Origin of the sequence: Shimia aestuarii (assembly GCF_900114635.1) — a bacterium.
In the GTDB taxonomy this organism is placed as follows: Bacteria; Pseudomonadota; Alphaproteobacteria; order Rhodobacterales; family Rhodobacteraceae; genus Shimia; species Shimia aestuarii.
In genome coordinates this window covers 221,929-241,104 of the sequence record NZ_FOTQ01000005.1, presented here as the reverse complement: position 1 = coordinate 241,104, position 19,176 = coordinate 221,929, and the positions used below count along the sequence as shown (strand labels likewise).

Genomic DNA, 19,176 nt, shown 5'->3' with positions numbered 1-19,176 from the left:
CGACCATGCAGCTTTCCGATTTCGACTTCGACCTGCCCGAGACGCTGATTGCGACCCGGCCCGCAGAACCGCGCAGCTCGGCGCGGCTTTTGGTGGCCGAGCGGGACCGGATAACCGATGCGCGGGTGACTGACCTTGTGGACTGGCTGCGCCCCGGCGATCGGCTGGTGCTCAATGATACCAAGGTGATCCCGGCGCGCCTTTCGGGCTATCGCGAGCGCGTGGGGCCGGATGGCCCGACACAGGCGCGGATCGAAGTGACCCTGCTTGAGCCGCGCGCGGGCGGACACTGGGCCGCATTGGTCAAGCCGCTCAAGAAAATCCGAGAGGGTGAGCGGATTGTTTTCGCCGCCGGGCTGACCGCGACGCTGGAGGCCAAGGAAGACGGGCAGGGGATTCTGGGCTTTGATCTTGCAGGCGAGGATTTTGACGCCGCGCTGGCCGAGGCCGGGTCGATGCCCTTGCCTCCCTATATCGCGGCCAAGCGTGCCGCTGACGAGCGTGACAAGACGGATTACCAGACGGTCTGGGCCAGGCATTCGGGCGCCGTGGCGGCACCAACCGCCTCGCTGCATTTCGATGCACCGTTGCTGGCCACGCTGGAGGCAAAGGGGGTGCAGTTCACCCACGTGACGCTGCATGTCGGGGCGGGGACGTTCCTTCCGGTCAAGGTCGAGAACGTCAAGGACCACAAGATGCACGCCGAATGGGGGCGGGTGACGCCGGAAGCGGCGGCCGAGATTGCCGCGACCAAAGCGGCGGGCGGGCGCGTGATCCCGGTGGGCACGACGGCTCTGCGCCTGATTGAAAGCGCGGCTCGCAGCGGTGTGATCGCGCCATGGGAAGGTCCAACGGACATCTTCATTTATCCCGGCTTTGATTTTCACGTTGCCGACGCGCTCATGACCAATTTCCACCTGCCAAAATCCACGCTGATGATGCTTGTGTCGGCGTTGATGGGGGCGGAGCGGATTCGCCGGATCTATGACCATGCCGTGCGTTCCGAGTACCGGTTTTTCTCCTATGGGGATGCGTCGCTATTGCTGCCATCCGGGTAATTGTCTGATTTTCAAAGCCTTGAGACGTAAAACCGACATCTGGTGTCGGTCATGGTCATGTCGCGGGGCTATCGGTTTTGCATCCAACGACAAACGTGCGAAGGTTTCATCATGTTTCAGTTTCTAAAAAGCGCATGGGCTCTGCTTCTCGGGATGATGCTCCTGATGGTGGGTAACGGGATGCAGGGCACGCTGCTGGGTATTCGCGGCGAGCTGGAAGGGTTTTCGACTTACGAGATGTCCTTTGTGATGTCGGCGTATTTTGTCGGCTTTCTCGGCGGATCATGGGTCGCGCCGGATATGATCCGGCGTGTCGGGCATGTGCGGGTCTTTGCGGCGCTGGCGTCGTTCATTTCCGCCGTGATGATCCTTTACCCGACGCTGGTCGAGCCATGGGCCTGGGTTCTGGGGCGTGTCGTGATCGGGTTCTGTTTCTCGGGTGTGTATGTGACGGCGGAAAGCTGGCTCAATAACGCAGCCACCAACGAGAACCGCGGCAAGGCCTTGTCGCTGTATATGATTGTGATGATGATCGGTATCGTGTCCGCACAGGGGCTTTTGCTGGTGGCGGATCCGTCCGGATATGTTCTTTTTGTCATTCCCTCGGTACTGGTTTCGATTTCGTTTGCGCCGATCCTGTTGTCGATCTCGCCCACGCCTGCATTTGACACGACCAAGCCGATGAGTCTTGGCGAGTTGTTCAAGATTTCACCGCTGGGTGTCGTTGGCATGACGCTGTTGGGAGGGATTTTCGCAGCCCAGTTCGGCATGTCTGCGGTTTTTGCGACGCGCATCGGGCTGAGCCTTAGGGAGCTGTCGATCTTCGTGGCGGCGTTTTACATCGGAGCGACCCTGTTCCAATTCCCTCTTGGCTGGCTTTCCGACCGGATGGACAGGCGTGTTCTGATCATGATGGTGGCATTTGCCGGAGGTTTCGGTGCCGTTCTTGGCTGGCTGTTCATGGACAACTACTTGATGCTGCTTGTGGCCGCTGCGCTTGTCGGGGGCACATCGAACCCGCTTTATTCGCTGCTGATTGCCCATGCGAACGACTTTCTGGAGACCGAGGACATGGCGGCGGCCTCGGGTGGGTTGGTGTTCGTCAACGGTGTGGGCGCAATTGCCGGGCCGCTGGTGACAGGGTGGATGATGGAGGCGACGGGTCCGTCGGGCTTCTTTGTGTTCCTGGCAATTCTGATGGCTGCGACCGGCGGATATGCAGCCTATCGTGCCACGCGTCGGGCGGCCCCGTCGGTGGAAGATACTGCCAGCTATACCCCCGTAATGCCTTCGGCGTCACCAGTGGCTGTCGAGGCGGCGCAGGAGTATGCGATCGAGACGATTCAGGAAGAAGTGGCGCAGCAACAGTGACTTGTGTGACCTTTTGTTGTAAATTGTTACTGTTCGCATAAGTTATTTTCAGTGTAGCCTTTTTACTAACACCCTCGGGGGGGGGGGCGCAAAAAATACAAGGAGTTGGGGCGATGGTGGGTCCCGAAGAAATACTTGAGTTCTGGCTGGACGAGGTGGGTCCGGCCGGGTGGTACGAAGTCTCCGACGCGCTTGACCAGAAAATACGTGACAGATTCGAAGCCACCTGGGATCGCGCTCAGGAGGGTAGTTTTGCGCATTGGCTGACATATCCCAGCGGAACGTTGGCCTATATCATTCTGAACGATCAGTTTTCGCGCAACATGTTCCGGGGGTCTCACAAGGCCTTTGGATCGGATCGCCAGGCGATGGCGGCAGCCAAGATCGCGATAGACAAGAAATGGGATCTCAAGATCGATGAACCGGCGCGGCAGTTCTTTTACATGCCGTTGATGCACTCAGAGAACCTGTGCGATCAAGAGCGGTGCATCCGCATGTTCCTTGAGCGGATGCCCGAAACCGGGGCCAGCAACCTATTGCATGCACGGGCGCATCGGGAAGTGATCCGCAAGTTTGGCCGGTTTCCCTATCGGAACGAGGCGCTTGAGCGCATCTCCACGTCGCCCGAGCGGGCCTATGTGGCTTCGGGCGGCTATGGTGAGACGGTACGCGAATTGCAGGCTGCGAGCGCCTGATCAACTTTCCGGTGACACGGCGGCCTTGTCGTCCGGCGCGGTGCAACCGCGCAGGGCTTGGAGGCCGTTGATCATGCGGTCTGCGGTTTCATCAATCGCGACGGTCATCAACCGGTCCGGGGTAACCGCGATCCGGGTCAGGGAGGTTTGCAGATTGTCGAGTTTCCCATCAAGCAGAGCAAGGCGCGCCTCTACATCCCGGCGCAGCTCCTGCGAGCGATCCCCGCTTGCCTGCGCCAATGCCCCCAGATCGGTGCGCAGGCCCGCAACCTCAGCGCGAAGGGCCTGAGCTTCGCCTTCCAAGGGTTTGACAATGTGCAGGTTCTCGGAAAATTGTCCGGCGATGTCCTTGGCGGTTCCCGACAGTTGCCAAAGCAGGAACAGACAGAGCGCGACGAGAATCAACGTCGCGTTGATCATCGCCACAAGTAGATCCTTGAGGGTTTTCATGAGGGCGCTCCGATTATTGTTCAAGGGTGGCAGTCCGCATAAAACACCACGACGCATGCAATGAAAACCCTGCACGAAGGCGCGTTGCGGGAGGCGCGGAGTTGAACTAGGCTCAATTGTGGACTTGCACGTGAGGAGGGCCAACATGGCGTCGCAAAGCTTTGACATGATTGTAATCGGGGCGGGACCGGGGGGCTATGTCGCCGCGATCCGGGGCGCGCAGCTTGGTCTCAAGGTGGCGATTGTCGAGCGTGAACACATGGGGGGGATTTGCCTGAACTGGGGGTGCATTCCAACCAAGGCTTTGCTGCGCAGTTCGGAGGTGTTCCACCTGATGGAACGGGCCGGGGAGTTCGGACTCAAGGCCGAGAAGATCGGCTATGATCTCGACGCGGTGGTCAATCGGTCGCGCGGGGTGGCAAAGCAGCTCAACTCCGGCATTGGCCACCTTATGAAGAAGAACAAGGTCACGGTGTTCATGGGCGAGGCGACGTTGCCCGCAAAAGGCAAGGTCAGCGTCAAGACCGACAAGGGCGCAGAAGAGCTGACGGCCAAGCACATCGTTCTGGCAACGGGCGCGCGGGCGCGGGAATTGCCGGGGTTGGAAGCCGATGGCGTGCGGGTCTGGACCTATAAACACGCACTTGTGCCACCGCATATGCCCAAGAAGTTGTTGGTGATCGGTTCGGGCGCGATCGGGATCGAGTTTGCCAGTTTCTACAACACACTCGGGGCAGATACGACGGTTGTCGAGGTAATGGATCGGGTGCTTCCGGTTGAAGATGCCGAGATAAGTGCTTTTGCCAAAAAGCAATTTGTCAAACAGGGCATGAAGATCATGGAAAAGGCCATGGTCAAGCAGCTGGACCGCGCCAAGGAAAACGTCACGGCGCATATCGAGGTCGGCGGCAAGGTCGAGAAGATGGAATTCGACACGGTGATTTCCGCTGTAGGGATCGTCGGCAATGTCGAGGGGCTGGGACTTGAGGCGCTGGGTGTCAAAGTCGACCGGACCCATGTCGTGACGGATGCCTATTGCCGGACCGGGGTCGAGGGCCTTTACGCAATCGGTGACATCGCGGGCGCGCCCTGGCTGGCGCACAAGGCGAGCCATGAAGGCGTGATGGTGGCCGAACTGATTGCGGGGGGCAGCCCGCATCCGGTCAAGCCCGAGAGCATCGCAGGGTGTACCTATTGCCACCCGCAGGTCGCCAGCGTGGGTTACACCGAAGCCAAAGCCAAGGAGCTGGGGTACGAGGTCAAGGTGGGTCGGTTCCCGTTCATCGGCAATGGCAAGGCCATCGCGTTGGGCGAGCCCGAAGGCATGGTCAAGACGGTGTTTGATGCAAAGACCGGAGAGCTTCTGGGCGCGCATATGGTCGGTGCGGAGGTCACGGAAATGATCCAGGGCTACGTGGTGGGCCGCACCCTGGAAACCACCGAGGCGGAATTGATGGAGACCGTGTTCCCGCATCCCACGCTCAGCGAAATGATGCATGAAAGCGTGCTGGATGCCTTTGGGCGCGCCATCCATATCTAAGGTGGCGCGGTGGGGAGTCTGAACCGGATCGTGATGAACCGGGTCAGCCGGGGCTGGTTGCGTGCGCTTGACCTCGAAAACATGGATATTGCCGAGGTCTCGGGCAAGTGGGGGAGCGGGCTGCCCAACCGAAGCTATCGCAGTTATCGCTATCCCAAATTCGACATCTGCGCGGGCCCGTACCTTGATGGGCGCGGACGGGTGCGCCAGTTCGATCTGATCCTTGCAAATCAGGTGTGGGAACATCTGGACCGTCCTTTCATGGGGCTGGTCAATGTTCTCGAGATGTTGCGGCCGGGGGGATATTTCTGGCTGGCGGTGCCGTTTTTCGTTCCGTTTCACGCCGCTCCGCAGGATTGTTCGCGCTGGTCGGCGCGCGGTTTGAAGAACCTGCTTCTGGAGGCTGGGTTTGCCGAAGAAGACATCCGTGCCGAGCAGTGGGGCAACCGTGCGGCGGCTGCGCGCAATCTGGAACAACCCTGGCCTCCGCCTTTTCATCCGGACACGGATGACCTCTCCAATGATCCGGATTTTCCCATGGTATCATGGGCGCTTGCGCGAAAACGTTAAGGTCTTCTTCTGAGCAGAGGTCCGGGGTCGAACCCGGGCGACCTTAGGCGCGTTCGATGGCGCCGCCAGCCTGAACCCAGTGGCCGAGGCCGCCGATGTTGTGCACGTCCTCATAGCCCAGCCGACGCAGGATCATCTCGCCGCTTTGGGACCGGCCTCCACTGGCGCAGTAAAGCGCAATGGTGGAAACGCCGTTGAGATCAGGGTGAAAATCAGGGTGGCGCGGATCGGCCATGTCGGCCAATCGCATCAGAGGGATGTGCAGCGCCCCCTTGGCCTTGCCGCTGGCGGCGACCTCGGAATGCTCGCGCACGTCAATCACTGTCAATGCGCCGTTCTGGGCGTCTTGAACGGCCTGCGCCGCGCTCATGCCGGTGGGTTTTGGTCTGAGAAAGAACATGGGGTGCCCTGTCCGCTGGGAAATGCTACTGGTCTCCAAGTTAACATTCAAATAGTGGAATGCAATAGTTTTGCGCCCGGACCGGGTTGGGCCGGGCGCAGCTGCCTCAATTCACGTCAACGACGTTTTCCGCCAGCGCGCGGGCGTCTCCCCAGATGGAAACATAGCGCAGCGCGTAGCGGCCGGGAGTTTCCGGCACGGGCACGGTGACAGAGGTCTTGTCGTAGACATACTCGTAAGTGTCATAGGCGTCCGGGCCCGAGTCGAGAGGGGCGAAGGTGATGTAGTCGTCATCATAGGCGGGGCCGTCATGGGTCACGGTGATGGTGCCGCCGGCCTGGGCCGAAGCGGGCGCGGTCAGCGTGACAGCCCTGTCGGTCAGCGTGATCGGGACCGCGTGGGCGATCGAGCTGTTTTGACCGTTGATGTAGCGCAGTTCATAGGCGCCGGGGAACAGCGTCAGGCGCAGTTCGAGCGGGTTGCCCTTGGAAACGTATTCATAGGTTTCATAGCTGGCGCCATCGCTGCTGGGTTCGGCCAGTGTAATGTAATCCTCGCCATAACCGCTGCCGGTCCAGTCGACCTTAATGGTTTCTCCGATCACGGCTGTGGCGGGCGCGTTAAGACCAAAGCTGCGTTCGCTGAGCGTGATGGTTTTGGTCGCAAGCACGGTCGGGCCGACGCTTTGCAGGTAGCGGATGTCATAGGTGCCGGGCTCGGTGGGCATGCGTAGCATCACCGGGTTGCCCTTGTGCACGTACTCATAGGTCACATAAGTTCCCGCGTCGGCGCCGGGGAGCGCGGTATCAAGATAGTCGTTTTCGGTTGCTGGCCCCTCCCATGTGACCGCGATAGTGGCACCGGTTTCGGCCGTATCTGGCGCGATGAGAGTTGCCGGGGGCTTCAGTGGTTGCAAGCGCAACGAGATTTCCGACGCCATGCCCGGGCCGACAAAAAAGGCGGTTTCGGCGCTGGCGCCGTCTTCGGGGCGGGTCAGGCGAGCGGTGTAGTCGCCTTGTGCCAGTTTGAGCATCCCGATTCCCCCGTTGATGGTGCCTGCCGGGTTTCCGGCAGCGTCGAAAATCTCCCAGCGGGCCGGAAACTTGAGCGCGTCGCCATTGGGTTCGAGACTGCCGGCAAAATGGGTGTAGTGCAGGACAGGTTCGGGATCGGGGGTTGGCTCGGGCGCGGGGGGCTGTTTGATCTCGGCCACTTGCGTCAGCGCGGCGCCAAGCTCATCGGCATTGGCGGCAGAAAGGAATTTGCCCCCCGTGGCTTCGGCCATGCATTGAAACTGGGCGCGGGCCTCGGGGTCTTTCACGTCAAAGCCGACGACATGGGCGGTGAAATCCACGCCGGTCGCCTCAAGCTCGCGTGCGACGGCGCATACATCGGGGGCGCAGGTTTCGATCCCGTCCGAAACAAGGATGACGGTGGCGGCGTTTTCATGGTGGCGCAGCGCCTTGGCCGCGGCGACCACGGCGTCGGCCATGGGGGTTTTGCCCTTGGGTTTGATCCCGTTCACTGCGCTGGTGATGGCGGCGCGGGTGCCCGGGCCGGGCAGGACCAGCGTTTCGATATCCGAACAATCGCCCTTGCGGCGGTGCCCATAGACCGTCAGGCCAAGATCAAGGTCGGCAGGCAGGGTGGTCATCAACTCCCCCATGACCTCCTGGGCAATGGTGATCTTGGCCACCCCGTCGATCTGGCCCCACATCGAGCCGGACCCGTCCAGAACAAGAATGGCGGCGGGGTTGTCTTGGGCAAGTGTTGTCATTGGAAGAAGGCTCGCGGCGAGCGCGAGTGGTGCAATGCGGTTCATTTTAATCCCTCGGTCAAATTCCTGCGTAACTTTATGAAGCGATTTCAGAGGGCTGCAAGTCAGCGGTTCCTGACCTGCGGGTCAGGAGTTATTTGTTCCCTTTATGTTCGCGAATTTTGGTTGGCACTGGGGCCGTGCTGACTTATGTCTAAAGCGTTAACCGGGGGCTTTTATGGCTGAGTTGAAGAACATCGAAGTGCGCGGTGCGCGCGAGCATAACCTCAAGAGCATCGACGTGGACATTCCGCGGGATCAGCTGGTCGTGATCACCGGGCTTTCGGGCTCGGGTAAGTCGTCTCTGGCGTTCGATACGATCTATGCCGAGGGGCAGCGACGCTATGTCGAGAGCCTGTCCGCCTATGCGCGCCAGTTCCTTGACATGATGGAAAAGCCGGATGTGGACCATATCAGCGGTCTCAGCCCGGCGATCTCGATTGAACAGAAAACCACGTCCAAGAACCCCCGTTCGACCGTGGGCACCGTGACCGAGATTTACGACTACCTGCGCCTGTTGTTTGCGCGGGTGGGGACGCCCTATTCGCCCGCCACCGGCCTGCCCATCGAGGCGCAGCAGGTGCAGGACATGGTCGACCGGATCATGGGGTTGGAAGAGGGGACGCGTGGGTATCTGCTGGCCCCGATCGTGCGGGATCGCAAGGGCGAATACCGCAAGGAATTCCTTGAGCTGCGCAAACAGGGGTTCCAGCGGGTCAAGGTGGATGGTGTGTTCTATGAGCTGGACGAGCCGCCGACGCTGGACAAGAAGTTTCGCCATGACATCGACGTGGTGGTGGATCGCCTCGTGGTGCGCGAGGGGATGGAGACGCGGTTGGCAGACAGTTTGCGTACCGCGCTGGACCTCGCGGACGGGATCGCCATTCTGGAGACTGCACCAAAAGAGGGTGAGCCGGAGCGTATCACGTTTTCGGAGAATTTTGCCTGTCCGGTGAGTGGGTTTACCATTCCCGAGATCGAGCCGCGCCTGTTTTCATTCAACGCGCCCTTCGGAGCCTGCCCGGAATGTGACGGGCTGGGGATGGAGCTGTTTTTTGACGAACGGTTGGTGGTGCCGGACCAGACGCTCAAGGTGTATGACGGGGCGCTGGCGCCGTGGCGCAAGGGCAAGTCGCCTTACTTCCTGCAGACCATCGAGGCCATCGCCAAGCATTACCAGTTTGACAAGAATACGCCGTGGAAAGACCTGCCCAAGAAGGTGCAGCATGTGTTTCTTTATGGCTCGGGGGAAGAGGAAATTCCGTTCCGCTATGACGAAGGCGGTCGGGTGTACCAAGTGACGCGCGTCTTTGAAGGCGTGATCCCGAACATGGAGCGGCGCTATCGCGAGACGGATTCGAACTGGATCCGCGAAGAATTTGAACGCTATCAGAACAACCGCCCCTGCGGTGCCTGTCGCGGACACCGCCTGCGGGAAGAGGCGCTGGCGGTGCGGATTGCCGACAAGCATGTTGGTCACGTGGTGCAGTTTTCGATCCGCGAGGCATTGGCGTGGATCGAGGATGTTCCGAACCATCTGACCCCCCAGCGTCAAGAGATCGCCCGGGCCATCGTCAAGGAAATCCGCGAACGGCTTGGGTTCCTGAATAACGTGGGATTGGAATACCTTACGCTCAGTCGTTCAAGTGGAACGCTGTCGGGCGGCGAAAGCCAGCGCATCCGTTTGGCCAGCCAGATCGGGTCTGGTCTGACCGGGGTCCTGTACGTGCTCGACGAGCCGTCCATTGGCTTGCACCAGCGCGACAATGATCGCTTGTTGGGGACGCTCAAGAATCTGCGGGATCAGGGCAATACCGTGATCGTCGTCGAACATGACGAGGAGGCCATTCGCGAGGCGGATTACGTGTTCGACATTGGTCCCGGTGCCGGTGTGCATGGCGGTCAGGTTGTGTCCAAGGGCAAGCCCGAGGAGATTGCGGCGGATGCCGCGTCGCTGACCGGGCAGTATCTTTCGGGGCAACGAGAGATTGCCGTGCCGGTCGACCGGCGCAAAGGTAACGGGAAAAAAGTGAGCGTTGTCAAGGCGTCAGGCAATAACCTTAAAGACGTGACGGCGCATTTCCCGCTGGGAAAATTTGTCTGTGTGACCGGGGTTTCGGGCGGCGGGAAATCAACGCTGACCATTGAAACCCTGTTCAAGACCGCTTCGATGCGCCTGAACGGTGCGCGCCAGACGCCGGCGCCTTGTGAAACCATCAAGGGGCTGGAGCATCTCGACAAGGTGATCGACATCGACCAGCGCCCGATCGGGCGCACGCCACGGTCGAACCCGGCAACCTACACGGGGGCTTTCACTCCGATCCGGGACTGGTTCGCGGGGCTGCCCGAAGCCAAGGCGCGCGGCTATAAGCCCGGGCGGTTCAGCTTCAACGTCAAGGGCGGGCGCTGTGAAGCCTGTCAGGGCGACGGGGTGATCAAGATCGAGATGCACTTCCTGCCGGACGTCTATGTCGAATGCGAAACCTGCAAGGGCGCGCGGTACAACCGCGAAACGCTGGAAATCCGGTTCAAGGGCAAGTCGATTGCCGACGTGCTCGACATGACCGTGGAAGAGGCGCAGGAGTTCTTCAAGGCCGTACCCAGCATTCGCGACAAGATGGACGCGCTGGCGCGGGTGGGCTTGGGCTATATCAAGGTCGGCCAGCAGGCGACCACCCTTTCGGGCGGCGAGGCGCAGCGGGTGAAGCTGTCCAAGGAACTGGCCAAGCGGTCGACGGGGCGCACGCTGTATATCCTGGATGAACCAACGACGGGTCTGCATTTCGAAGATGTGCGCAAGCTTCTGGAAGTGCTGCATGAATTGGTCGATCAGGGCAACACCGTCGTGGTGATCGAGCACAATCTCGACGTGGTAAAAACCGCCGATCATATCATCGACATTGGCCCCGAGGGCGGCGATGGCGGGGGTGAGATCGTGGCTGTGGGCACGCCCGAAGAGGTCTCTGAGGAGGTGCGAAGCCATACCGGACGCTATCTCAAGGAGATGCTGTCCGGGCGCAAGGTGGCGGCGGAATGAACCGCCTGGGCCTGGCGCTTGGATCCGGCGGGGCGCGGGGATGGTGCCATATCGGTGTGCTGCGCGGGCTGGATGATCTGGGCATTGCGCCGGAGGTGGTTGCAGGCTGTTCCATGGGGGCGCTTGTCGGCGCGGCCTGGGCTGCCGGGCGGCTGGATGCGCTGGAAGACTGGGCGCGGGATTTGACCCTGACCCGGATGGTGGGGTTCATTGACCTGCATTTTGATCGGGGCGGGCTGATGCGAGGCGGCACTGTGGCCGAAATGATGAGGAGCCTCGATTTACCAGAGCGGATCGAAGACCTTGACCGACCATTTATTGCGGTGACAACAGATATGGCGACGGGACACGAAGTCTGGCTTCGCGAAGGATCACTGTTTGACGCGGTGCGGGCGTCGATCTCGATTCCGGGCCTGTTCAGCCCGCATGAGATCAACGGACGGTGGATGCTGGATGGCGGGTTGATCAACCCGGTTCCGGTGTCGGCTTGCCGGGCATTGGGTGCGACGACAACTTTGGCGGTCAATCCGAATGCAAAAACCGGACCTCTCTGGGAACCTGGAGACAATATCTATGAACAGCTTGGCGTGAAGGACTGGGTGGGCAGGCTGCCGGACCCGGTGCGTGGGTTGCTAAAGCATGACGAGGTGCCGGGACCGGGCATTCTCGATGTTGTATCGACCTCGATCGACATTATGACCGAGTTCCTGCGCAAAGTGCGCACGGCGTCGGATAGCCCCAGTCTCACGCTGGAGGCGGACCTTAACCACATGTCCGTTCTGGACTTGTATCGTGCCGACGAGGCGATTGCCGAGGGCCGCCGCCTTGTCGAGGTGCATTCAGACGCTTTGCGGGCCTGCTGCGCCTAGTTTTTGTTGAGCGGGCAGGTCGACATGCCGAAGATCGAGTAGAGCGGGCAGGACGACATGAAACCGGTGACAAGCGGGATAACCCCGATCCACATCCAGACGCCATAGCCCATCAGGGCGCCCAGAACGAGCAGCGCGCCGATGACGATGCGCAGTATACGGTCAACGGAACCGACATTTTTCGTAAACATGGTGAGACTCCTTTTTGCTGTCTTGAGCTCAAGATAGCGCGCCCGAGTCGCGGCGTATGTGACTGGGGTCACAAAAGTGGATCTTCTCCGGCGGCTGCGATTTTGCGCAGGCGGTTAGGGTCGTTGATCGTCACCTTGCCCCGGGCGGTTGTGACCCAGCCCTTGGCCGCCCAGTTTTCCAGCTTGCGCGAGACCACTTCGCGCGCGGTGCCCACCGCCGAGGCCAGTTCGGCCTGAGTGCTGCGCAGGGTGGTTTCGCCATCGGGCAACTGGCGTAGAAGGTGTTCGGCCAGACGACATTCAACGGTTTGAAAGGCTAGCTTTTCAAGGAGTTCCATCATGGACCTCATGCGCGATCCAAAGGCGGAGAACACAACGTCGCGAAAGGCGGGCGAGTCTTCCATGAGCGCTTCATAGTCGTGACGGGGCAGCAGAACGAGGCGCGTCGGGCCGGTGGTTTCGGCTTCGGCGGTGTAATGCGTGTCGCCGCCCATGAGGCCCAGCGTGGACTGTATGCAGGATTGTCCGGGCACCACCGAATAAAGCAGAATTTCGCGTCCCGCGGCGGTGGTCAGGCGCACGTCAACGCGGCCCGAGAGCACGATGGCATAGCCCTGAATCGCGTCGCCCGGCTGAAACAGCCGGGCGCCTTTTGGCAGGTCGAGCGGGTGCAGACGGTCCAGCCGGGCGCGATCCCTGTCGGACAGGGTCTCAAGTCCGGGGGCGTCTGCGGCCCAAGTCATGTCTCGCGGCTGCGCTTCTCAAAGCGCGGCAGCATGGCCGAGAAATCGGTCCCAAGTCCGTCTTCGCTTTCGACGAACTGCTCGTAGAGCGCAGTGGCGATCTTGCCCATGGGCGTGTCGGCATCCGCGCTTTCGGCGGCCTGTTGCGACAGGCGCAGGTCCTTGAGCATCAGTTCCGAGGCAAAGCCGGGTTTGTAATCGTTGTCCGCAGGCGAGGTCGGGCCAACGCCGGGCGCGGGACAATAGGCGTTCATCGTCCAGGAATAACCCGAGGAGGTGGACACCACATCGAACATCTTTTGACGGTCCAGGCCCAGCTTGTCGGCCAGCGCGAAGGCTTCGCAGGTGGCGATCATGGTGACGCCGAGGATCATGTTGTTGCAGATCTTGGCGGCCTGACCGGCGCCGGACTCGCCGCAATGCACGGCCTTTTGACCCATGATATCAAACAGCGGTTCGGCCTTGGCAAAGGCTTCTGCCGAGCCGCCGGCCATGAAGGTGAGCGTGCCGCCAGCGGCGCCACCGATGCCGCCCGACACGGGCGCGTCGACGGCGAGAAGGCCGGCCTCGGCCGCCTGAGCCGCTACGGCACGGGCGCTGTCCACGTCTACGGTCGAGCAATCGACCAGCGCGGCACCCTTGGACATGGCGGGGATCACTTCGTTGGCGACGGCGCGCAGGATATTGCCGTTGGGGAGCATGGTGATGACCACGTCGGCCCCGGTTGCGGCCTCGGCGCCCGAGGCGGCCATGGTCACGCCGTCAATGGCGACATCCGCCATGTCGAACCCGGTCACGTCATGGCCCGCCTTGGCGAGGTTTGCGGCCATGGGGCCACCCATATTGCCCAGTCCGATGAATCCGATCTTCATGGCTTAGTCTCCCTTTTCAAATGTCAGTTTCGCATCCCCGAGCGGCATCAGCATCTTTGTCACCTCGATCTGCGACATGTCGTCAAGCTGATGCTTCCATTGCGGGTTGCGGTCCTTGTCGATGATCTGCGCGCGGATGCCTTCGAGGAAATCGCCGTGTTCCATGGCGCGATAGGTAAAGCGGTATTCCTGTTCGAGCGCGAAGCGGATGTCGCTTCGGGTGCGGACGCGGTGGATGATCTCGAGCGCGCAGCCCATGGCCAGCGGAGAATTGCGTGACAGTTTCTTGAGCGTGTCGCGGGCAAAATCGCTGTCGGTGGCGTTCAGCGCATTCAGGATGTCGCGCAGGGTCTCGCCGCCGAAATTGGCGTCGATCTCTTCGGCCTGTTCGGCAATGGGGCCGGGGGCGTTCCATTTTCCGGCATCATCAATCAGCGACCAGTCGCCGGTTTCCTCAAGCTGCGCGATGAGCGCGGGCCATTGGTCTTCGGGAATGTAGTAGTCGGCAAACCCGGTGTGGATCGCATCCCCCGCGTTGAGCCGCGCGGCGGTCAGGCCGAGATATTCGCCCAGCCGCCCCGGAGCGGTGGCGAGGATGTAAGAGCCGCCCACGTCCGGCACGAGGCCGATGCCACATTCGGGCATGGCGATCTGGCTGCTGTTTCCAACGACGCGGTGCGAGCCATGACAGCCCACACCGACGCCGCCGCCCATGGTGAAGCCCTGCATGAAGCTTGCCACGGGCTTGGGGAAGGTGAACATCTTGGCGTTCATGCGGTATTCGTCGGCCCAGAACTTTTGCCCGTAGGCAAAATCGCCCTTGGTGCCGGTGTCATAGAGCTCGGCGATGTCGCCGCCCGCGCAGAAGGCTTTGTCACCCTCTGCGTCGATCACGATCATCCTGACCCCGTCGTCGTTTTCCCATGCGTCGAGCGCATTCTCGATGGCAATGCACATCTCGTAAGACATGGCATTGAGCGCCTTGGGGCGGGCGAAGGTGATACGCCCGGTCTTGCCGACCTTGCGGATATTGATGTCGCTCATGCCGCGTCCGCAATCAGCTGGCGCGAGACGATCAGGCGCATGATTTCATTGGTTCCTTCGAGGATCTGGTGCACGCGCAGATCCCGCACGATTTTCTCGATGCCATAGTCGGCAAGGTAGCCATAGCCGCCATGCAGCTGCAGGCAGCCATTGGCAACTTCGAACGCGTTGTCGGTGACCATCAGCTTGGCCATGGCGCAGAACTTGGACGCGTCATGCGCGCCGTTGTCGAGTTTCCAGGCGGCCTGGCGCAGGAAGATGCGCGCGCTTTGCAGCTTGGTTTCGTATTCGGCCAGCTTGAACTGAAGCGCCTGGAACTGGTTGATGGATTTGCCGAAAGCCTTGCGCTCGGACATGTATTGCAGGGTCATGTTGAGCGCGGCCTGTGCGCCGCCAAGGGCGGAGGCGGCGATGTTGAGGCGGCCGCCGTCAAGACCGGCCATGGCATAGACAAACCCTTTACCTTCTTCGCCGATCAGGTTGTCGGCGGGGACTTTGCAATCGTCGAACTGCACCTGTGCGGTCGGTTGGGCGAGCCAGCCCATTTTCTTTTCCAGCGCGCCAAAGGAGAGACCTTCTGCGCCGTCTTCGACGACCACGGTCGAGATGCCTTTGGGCCCGTCTTCGCCGGTGCGCACCATGGTGACATAAGCGTCCGAATAGGAGCCGCCCGAGATGAACGCTTTGGTGCCGTTGAGGACATAGCCGTCATTGGTACGCTCGGCCCGGGTTTTCAGCGCGGCGGCGTCCGAGCCGGAGCCGGGCTCGGTCAGGCAGTAAGAAAACACTTTGGACATGGTGCAGAGGTCAGGCAGCCATTTCTGCTTGGTTTCTTCCGAGCCGAACTTGTCGATCATGCCGCCGCACATGTTGTGGATCGACAGGAACGAACCCACAGCAGGACAGGACATGGCGAGCGCTTCGAAGACCAGCGTCGCATCGAGCCGAGACAGCCCCGAGCCGCCGTATTCTTCGGACACATAAATCCCGCCAAGACCCAGCTCGGCAATCTGCGGCCATAGCTCTTTCGGGATGGTGCCTGCAGCCTCCCATTCCATTGCAAAGGGGGCGATATGCTCTTCGGCAAAGCCTTTGGCCATGTCAAAGATCAGCGTCTGTTCCTCGGTCAGTGCAAAGTCCATGGGGCTCCTCCAAGCATGTTTGTCGTGCGACTTAAATGAACGCGTGTTTAATAATACAATCCTTGCAGGATTATGTCAGGCCGCAAAAATGCAAAACGCTTTGCAAAATTACAGGTCTGCGTGGAATTCCTCGGTCAGGTGTTTCACTACCGCGCGCAGGGCCTGATCATGGCTGTAGTCCGCCTGTACAGCATCCGCGTAGACGGCACGTTGGCGGTCTGCGCTGGTTCCGGTTTGCAGAATTGCCAGAGCGTTTTCGATTTCCCTCAAACTTTGCAGCGCGGCCGCGTCTTCTTCGACCAGTTCGACAATCTCGTTCAGAAGGTCCGCGAAGGGAACGATTTCGCGCCGCCCCCAGTCGATCAGCCCTTCGGAAATGCCATAGCGCTGTGCCCGCCAGCGGTTTTCCTCGATCAGGAAGCGGTCGTAGAGGCGCCAGCGTTGGTTGTGGGTGGCCAGCCGCCAGAGCATCCGGCACAGGGCCTGCGTCAATGAGGCGATGGTCAGGGTGGTTTCCAGAAGCGGCGAGACATCGCAGATGCGGCTTTCGATGGTCGGGAAGCGCGACGAAGGGCGCAGGTCCCACCAGATCTTGCTGGCGTCCTCGATGACACCGACATTTGTCATGGCCTGCACCGAGCGTTCATAGGTGGACCAGCTGTCCATCTGTGGCGGGATGCCCGTGCGGGGCAGGTTGTCGAACACGGTCAGTCGATAGCAGGCCAACCCGGTGTCCTGCCCCTGCCAGAAAGGCGAAGAACAGCTTAGTGCAAGCATGTGTGGCAGGAAATAGCGCAGCTGATTCATGACGTCGATGCGCAGATCAGGGCTGTCCAGGCCGACATGCACGTGCTGACCGCAGATCAGCATCCGCCGGACGACGCCGCCCAGATCGTCGCGCAGAACGTTGTAACGCTCCTTGTCGGTATGGTGCTGGTCACGCCAGTCGGAGAAGGGATGGCACGAGGCTGCAATGGGGGCGAGGTTGAACCGCGCGGCTTCCTCGGCGACGGCGCTGCGCAAGCGTTTGAGGTCTTCGCGGGCCTCTCCAACGGTCTTGCAAACACGCGACCCGATCTCGATCTGGCAGTTGAGATATTCCGGCGCGACCTGGTCCTGCAGCCGGGCGGTGCAGGCGTCCATCAGTTCTTGCGGGGCAGGGGCGAGGTCCAGAGAGTCCTTGTCGACGAGAAGATATTCTTCTTCGACGCCGATGGTGAAATCGGGTTCTTTCAAGGCCATGCGCCGTCCTCCCAAGTCGAAACACGGCAAGTTGAGCAGGAATGCGGGTTCTTTTCAAGCGCGGGGCGGGGGCGCGGCAATTTTGCCCGGCGATCAGAGTCAGCGCTGCGCCGCCGGCTCGCCGCGTGGTTCGAGATCACGTTCTTCGAGCGAGAGAACGGCCCGTGCTTCATCAAGGCTGGTCAGGACAAGCGGGATCACACCAGGCAGGTTCTGCCATGACCGGACGGCGGCCATGGCCATGGTACGCGTCAACTCGGTGGGGGCCACGAAAATCAGGTAGATTGGTGCGTCCGCTTCAAGGAAGACATCCACCTGGTGCGCCTGAAGCGCCATGATCTTTGTGAAGTCCCGTTCGTATTCTGTCACGGCGCTCAGATCGACGAGGTGCGATTGGCCGGGGTGCGCATCAGGATGTGAACTGTAGCGGTCGAAGGTCTCGGTCGTTTCCGCCAACGTCACCATGCCGGAAAAGGTCACAAGGACAAGGTTGTGATCAGGAAGTACGCTGAACTTGACGGGCATTTCGGGTAATGGGCGTCCTACGTGAAAGGGGCGACCGCAGCCGCCCCCGAATTTCTGTCACACTTGGAATTCTGAATCAATCCATCGGTTTGAAGTTGAACTCGCCGCCTTCCTTGATGCCCGAGGGCCAGCGCGAGGTGATGGTCTTGGTCCGGGTGTAGAACTTGAACGCGTCCGGGCCATGCTGGTTCAGGTCACCAAAGGCCGATTTCTTCCAGCCGCCGAAGGTGTGGTAGGCCAGCGGAACCGGGATCGGAACGTTGATGCCGACCATGCCGATGTTGATACGGTTCGCGAAGTCGCGGGCCGCGTCGCCGTCACGGGTAAAGATCGCGGTGCCGTTGCCGTACTCGTGATCCATGGCATAGCCGATGGCCTCTTCGTAGGTTTTGGCACGGACGGTCGACAGAACGGGACCGAAGATCTCTTTCTTGTAGATGTCCATGTCCGGAGTCACGTTGTCAAAAAGGTGCGGACCGACAAAGAAGCCGTCTTCATAGCCCTGAAGCGAGAAATCACGGCCATCGACGACCAGCTTGGCGCCCTGTTCGACACCGGATTCAACGAGGCGGAGGATGTTTTCCTTGGCCGCCGCGGTCACGACCGGACCGTAGTCGACGTCATCACCGGCGGTGTAGGGGCCAACTTTCAGCTTTTCGATGCGCGGCACGAGCTTTTCGATCAGGCGGTCGGCGGTTTCGTCACCCACCGGAACGGCAACCGAGATCGCCATGCAGCGTTCACCGGCTGCACCGTAGCCTGCACCCACAAGGGCGTCTGCGGCCTGGTCCATGTCGGCGTCGGGCATGATGATCATGTGGTTCTTGGCGCCGCCAAAGCACTGAACGCGCTTGCCCTGGGCGCAACCGGTGCCATAGATGTATTCGGCGATCGGGGTCGAGCCAACAAAGCCCACCGACTGAATGATCGGATCGTAGAGGATCGCGTCCACAGCTTCCTTGTCGCCGTTCACAACCTGAATGATGCCCTTGGGCAGGCCCGCTTCTTCGAGCAGTTCCGCCAGCATCAGCGGCACGGAGGGGTCACGTTCGGACGGCTTGAGGATGAAGGCGTTGCCGCAGGCGATGGCCGGGGCGAACATCCACATCGGAATCATGGCGGGGAAGTTGAACGGGGTGATACCCGCGGTCACGCCGAGTGCCTGGCGCATCGAGTAGATGTCGATGCCGGGGCCGGCGCTGTCGGTGAATTCGCCTTTGAGCATCTGCGGCGCGCCGATGCAGTATTCCACCACTTCCAGACCACGCTGTACGTCGCCCTTGGCGTCGGGGAAGGTCTTGCCGTGCTCGCGCGAAAGTGCTTCGGCCAGCTTGTCCATGTCCCGGTTCAGCAGGTCCACGAACTTCATCAGCACGCGTGCGCGGCGCTGCGGGTTGACGGCGGCCCATGCGGGTTGGGCGGCGGCTGCGATGGCCACGGCGTGGTCCATTTCCTCCTTGGACGCCAGCGGACATTTGGCCTGCACCTCACCGGTGGCCGGGTTGTAAACGTCCGAGAAACGCCCCGACGTGCCTTTGACATGCTCGCCGTTGATGTAGTGGGTCAGTTCTTGCATGAGATCCTCCATCATGGTTTGGCCGGAGAATAGAC

General features: G+C 60.8%; 18 protein-coding genes. 7 read left to right on the top strand and 11 right to left on the bottom strand.

Annotation, left to right across the window (positions count from 1 at the left end; translation table 11 throughout):
- Positions 1–5: 5 nt before the first annotated feature.
- From queA to BMZ35_RS13635, 3 genes are all read left to right on the top strand, one after another.
- Positions 6–1,058, top strand: a complete 1,053-nt coding sequence (gene queA / locus BMZ35_RS13645; RefSeq protein WP_093094405.1) for a tRNA preQ1(34) S-adenosylmethionine ribosyltransferase-isomerase QueA — start codon at positions 6–8, stop codon at positions 1,056–1,058.
- A 111-nt stretch (positions 1,059–1,169) separates the two neighbouring features.
- Positions 1,170–2,429 (top strand): MFS transporter, encoded by a 1,260-nt coding sequence (locus tag BMZ35_RS13640; RefSeq protein WP_093094477.1) that lies wholly within the window; start codon positions 1,170–1,172, stop codon positions 2,427–2,429.
- 113 nt (positions 2,430–2,542) lie between these two features.
- Positions 2,543–3,124 (top strand): DUF924 family protein, encoded by a 582-nt coding sequence (locus tag BMZ35_RS13635; RefSeq protein ID WP_093094404.1) that lies wholly within the window; start codon positions 2,543–2,545, stop codon positions 3,122–3,124.
- Here BMZ35_RS13635 and BMZ35_RS13630 read toward each other — a convergent pair whose 3' ends face one another.
- Complete coding sequence (locus tag BMZ35_RS13630; protein ID WP_093094403.1) at positions 3,125–3,574, bottom strand: hypothetical protein; 450 nt, start codon at positions 3,572–3,574, stop codon at positions 3,125–3,127.
- A gap of 145 nt (positions 3,575–3,719) precedes the next feature.
- Between BMZ35_RS13630 and lpdA the strand changes: the two genes are divergently transcribed.
- On the top strand, positions 3,720–5,114 hold the full coding sequence (gene lpdA / locus BMZ35_RS13625) for a dihydrolipoyl dehydrogenase (RefSeq protein ID WP_093094402.1): 1,395 nt from the start codon (positions 3,720–3,722) through the stop codon (positions 5,112–5,114).
- A gap of 9 nt (positions 5,115–5,123) precedes the next feature.
- On the top strand, positions 5,124–5,684 hold the full coding sequence (locus BMZ35_RS13620; RefSeq protein ID WP_165610083.1) for a class I SAM-dependent methyltransferase: 561 nt from the start codon (positions 5,124–5,126) through the stop codon (positions 5,682–5,684).
- 43 nt (positions 5,685–5,727) lie between these two features.
- On the opposite strand, the gene BMZ35_RS13615 is transcribed toward BMZ35_RS13620, so the two are convergent.
- Together BMZ35_RS13615 and BMZ35_RS13610 are read right to left on the bottom strand one after the other, a co-directional pair.
- Positions 5,728–6,084 (bottom strand): rhodanese-like domain-containing protein, encoded by a 357-nt coding sequence (locus BMZ35_RS13615; protein ID WP_093094400.1) that lies wholly within the window; start codon positions 6,082–6,084, stop codon positions 5,728–5,730.
- Between the two features lie 106 nt (positions 6,085–6,190).
- Positions 6,191–7,861: a vWA domain-containing protein gene (locus BMZ35_RS13610; protein ID WP_165610082.1), complete on the bottom strand. Its 1,671-nt coding sequence runs from the start codon at positions 7,859–7,861 to the stop codon at positions 6,191–6,193.
- 217 nt (positions 7,862–8,078) lie between these two features.
- On the opposite strand from BMZ35_RS13610, the gene uvrA reads away from it, so the two are divergent.
- Complete coding sequence (uvrA, locus tag BMZ35_RS13605) at positions 8,079–10,937, top strand: excinuclease ABC subunit UvrA (RefSeq protein ID WP_093094398.1); 2,859 nt, start codon at positions 8,079–8,081, stop codon at positions 10,935–10,937.
- On the top strand, positions 10,934–11,806 hold the full coding sequence (locus BMZ35_RS13600) for a patatin-like phospholipase family protein (protein ID WP_093094397.1): 873 nt from the start codon (positions 10,934–10,936) through the stop codon (positions 11,804–11,806). The genes uvrA and BMZ35_RS13600 overlap by 4 nt, the downstream gene beginning before the upstream one ends.
- Here BMZ35_RS13600 and BMZ35_RS13595 read toward each other — a convergent pair.
- The 8 genes from BMZ35_RS13595 to BMZ35_RS13560 form a co-directional block, all read right to left on the bottom strand.
- Positions 11,803–11,997 (bottom strand): YgaP family membrane protein, encoded by a 195-nt coding sequence (locus BMZ35_RS13595; protein WP_093094396.1) that lies wholly within the window; start codon positions 11,995–11,997, stop codon positions 11,803–11,805. The genes BMZ35_RS13600 and BMZ35_RS13595 overlap by 4 nt on opposite strands.
- 68 nt (positions 11,998–12,065) lie before the next feature.
- Complete coding sequence (locus tag BMZ35_RS13590) at positions 12,066–12,740, bottom strand: Crp/Fnr family transcriptional regulator (protein ID WP_093094395.1); 675 nt, start codon at positions 12,738–12,740, stop codon at positions 12,066–12,068.
- The gene (mmsB, locus tag BMZ35_RS13585; RefSeq protein WP_093094394.1) at positions 12,737–13,612 is read right to left on the bottom strand and encodes a 3-hydroxyisobutyrate dehydrogenase; all 876 of its coding nucleotides are present in this window, start codon (positions 13,610–13,612) and stop codon (positions 12,737–12,739) included. The genes BMZ35_RS13590 and mmsB overlap by 4 nt, the downstream gene beginning before the upstream one ends.
- 3 nt (positions 13,613–13,615) lie before the next feature.
- Positions 13,616–14,656: an enoyl-CoA hydratase/isomerase family protein gene (locus BMZ35_RS13580; RefSeq protein ID WP_093094393.1), complete on the bottom strand. Its 1,041-nt coding sequence runs from the start codon at positions 14,654–14,656 to the stop codon at positions 13,616–13,618.
- Entirely contained in the window at positions 14,653–15,798 is a 1,146-nt protein-coding gene (locus BMZ35_RS13575; protein ID WP_093094392.1) for an acyl-CoA dehydrogenase family protein, read from the bottom strand. Before BMZ35_RS13575 ends, BMZ35_RS13580 begins: the two co-directional genes overlap by 4 nt.
- A 108-nt stretch (positions 15,799–15,906) precedes the next feature.
- On the bottom strand, positions 15,907–17,040 hold the full coding sequence (locus BMZ35_RS13570; protein ID WP_093094391.1) for a carboxylate-amine ligase: 1,134 nt from the start codon (positions 17,038–17,040) through the stop codon (positions 15,907–15,909).
- Between the two features lie 99 nt (positions 17,041–17,139).
- Entirely contained in the window at positions 17,140–17,565 is a 426-nt protein-coding gene (locus tag BMZ35_RS13565) for a hypothetical protein (RefSeq protein WP_093094390.1), read from the bottom strand.
- 76 nt (positions 17,566–17,641) lie between these two features.
- Entirely contained in the window at positions 17,642–19,141 is a 1,500-nt protein-coding gene (locus BMZ35_RS13560; RefSeq protein ID WP_093094476.1) for a CoA-acylating methylmalonate-semialdehyde dehydrogenase, read from the bottom strand.
- Positions 19,142–19,176 lie beyond the last annotated feature (35 nt).

Bases quoted from the DNA above. Each gene is read 5' to 3' on its own strand.
- BMZ35_RS13590 (WP_093094395.1), bottom strand. From the start codon at position 12,740: ATGACTTGGGCCGCAGACGCCCCCGGACTTGAGACCCTGTCCGACAGG.
- BMZ35_RS13570 (WP_093094391.1), bottom strand. From the start codon at position 17,040: ATGGCCTTGAAAGAACCCGATTTCACCATCGGCGTCGAAGAAGAATAT.
- BMZ35_RS13635 (WP_093094404.1), top strand. From the start codon at position 2,543: ATGGTGGGTCCCGAAGAAATACTTGAGTTCTGGCTGGACGAGGTGGGT.
- BMZ35_RS13615 (WP_093094400.1), bottom strand. From the start codon at position 6,084: ATGTTCTTTCTCAGACCAAAACCCACCGGCATGAGCGCGGCGCAGGCC.
- BMZ35_RS13595 (WP_093094396.1), bottom strand. From the start codon at position 11,997: ATGTTTACGAAAAATGTCGGTTCCGTTGACCGTATACTGCGCATCGTC.
- uvrA (WP_093094398.1), top strand. From the start codon at position 8,079: ATGGCTGAGTTGAAGAACATCGAAGTGCGCGGTGCGCGCGAGCATAAC.
- lpdA (WP_093094402.1), top strand. From the start codon at position 3,720: ATGGCGTCGCAAAGCTTTGACATGATTGTAATCGGGGCGGGACCGGGG.
- BMZ35_RS13560 (WP_093094476.1), bottom strand. From the start codon at position 19,141: ATGCAAGAACTGACCCACTACATCAACGGCGAGCATGTCAAAGGCACG.
- BMZ35_RS13575 (WP_093094392.1), bottom strand. From the start codon at position 15,798: ATGGACTTTGCACTGACCGAGGAACAGACGCTGATCTTTGACATGGCC.
- BMZ35_RS13600 (WP_093094397.1), top strand. From the start codon at position 10,934: ATGAACCGCCTGGGCCTGGCGCTTGGATCCGGCGGGGCGCGGGGATGG.
- queA (WP_093094405.1), top strand. From the start codon at position 6: ATGCAGCTTTCCGATTTCGACTTCGACCTGCCCGAGACGCTGATTGCG.
- BMZ35_RS13640 (WP_093094477.1), top strand. From the start codon at position 1,170: ATGTTTCAGTTTCTAAAAAGCGCATGGGCTCTGCTTCTCGGGATGATG.
- BMZ35_RS13630 (WP_093094403.1), bottom strand. From the start codon at position 3,574: ATGAAAACCCTCAAGGATCTACTTGTGGCGATGATCAACGCGACGTTG.
- BMZ35_RS13580 (WP_093094393.1), bottom strand. From the start codon at position 14,656: ATGAGCGACATCAATATCCGCAAGGTCGGCAAGACCGGGCGTATCACC.
- mmsB (WP_093094394.1), bottom strand. From the start codon at position 13,612: ATGAAGATCGGATTCATCGGACTGGGCAATATGGGTGGCCCCATGGCC.
- BMZ35_RS13610 (WP_165610082.1), bottom strand. From the start codon at position 7,861: ATGACAACACTTGCCCAAGACAACCCCGCCGCCATTCTTGTTCTGGAC.
- BMZ35_RS13565 (WP_093094390.1), bottom strand. From the start codon at position 17,565: ATGCCCGTCAAGTTCAGCGTACTTCCTGATCACAACCTTGTCCTTGTG.